The sequence below is a fragment of the Jeotgalibacillus marinus genome (assembly GCF_040801915.1).
Classification (GTDB): domain Bacteria; phylum Bacillota; class Bacilli; order Bacillales; family Jeotgalibacillaceae; genus Jeotgalibacillus; species Jeotgalibacillus marinus.
This window is the reverse complement of sequence record NZ_JBFMIA010000207.1, coordinates 1-259: the sequence shown is the minus strand read 5'-3', so window position 1 is coordinate 259 and position 259 is coordinate 1. Positions and strand designations below refer to the sequence as shown.

The window sequence follows — 259 nt, the reverse complement described above, 5'->3', positions numbered from 1 at the left end:
CGCGGTGCGCGAGGGACTTGTTCAGCGTTGCCCTAGGTCTGTCAGGACGGCCCCATGCGGCCCGACGAACGTTCCAGCAGGGTTTCCAGCACCTCGATACGGTGCCGATGCCGGGTGGTGATGGCGTAGAAATGCTCCTGCAGCCCGGCGGAGTAGCCCACCTTGACGAGGATGCCCGTGCGCAACTCGTCCTGAACCACCACCTCGGGCAGCACGGTCAGCCAGCCGCTGTCACGGGCGATCAGGCGCAGCATGGCCA

At 66.4% G+C, this 259-nt stretch carries 1 protein-coding gene; it reads right to left on the bottom strand.

Features of this window, described 5'->3' with window-relative positions; genetic code table 11:
* Positions 1 to 41: 41 nt before the first annotated feature.
* The coding region (locus tag AB1471_RS17565) for a hypothetical protein (RefSeq protein ID WP_437342384.1) at positions 42 to 259 on the bottom strand (218 nt) is incomplete at its 5' end.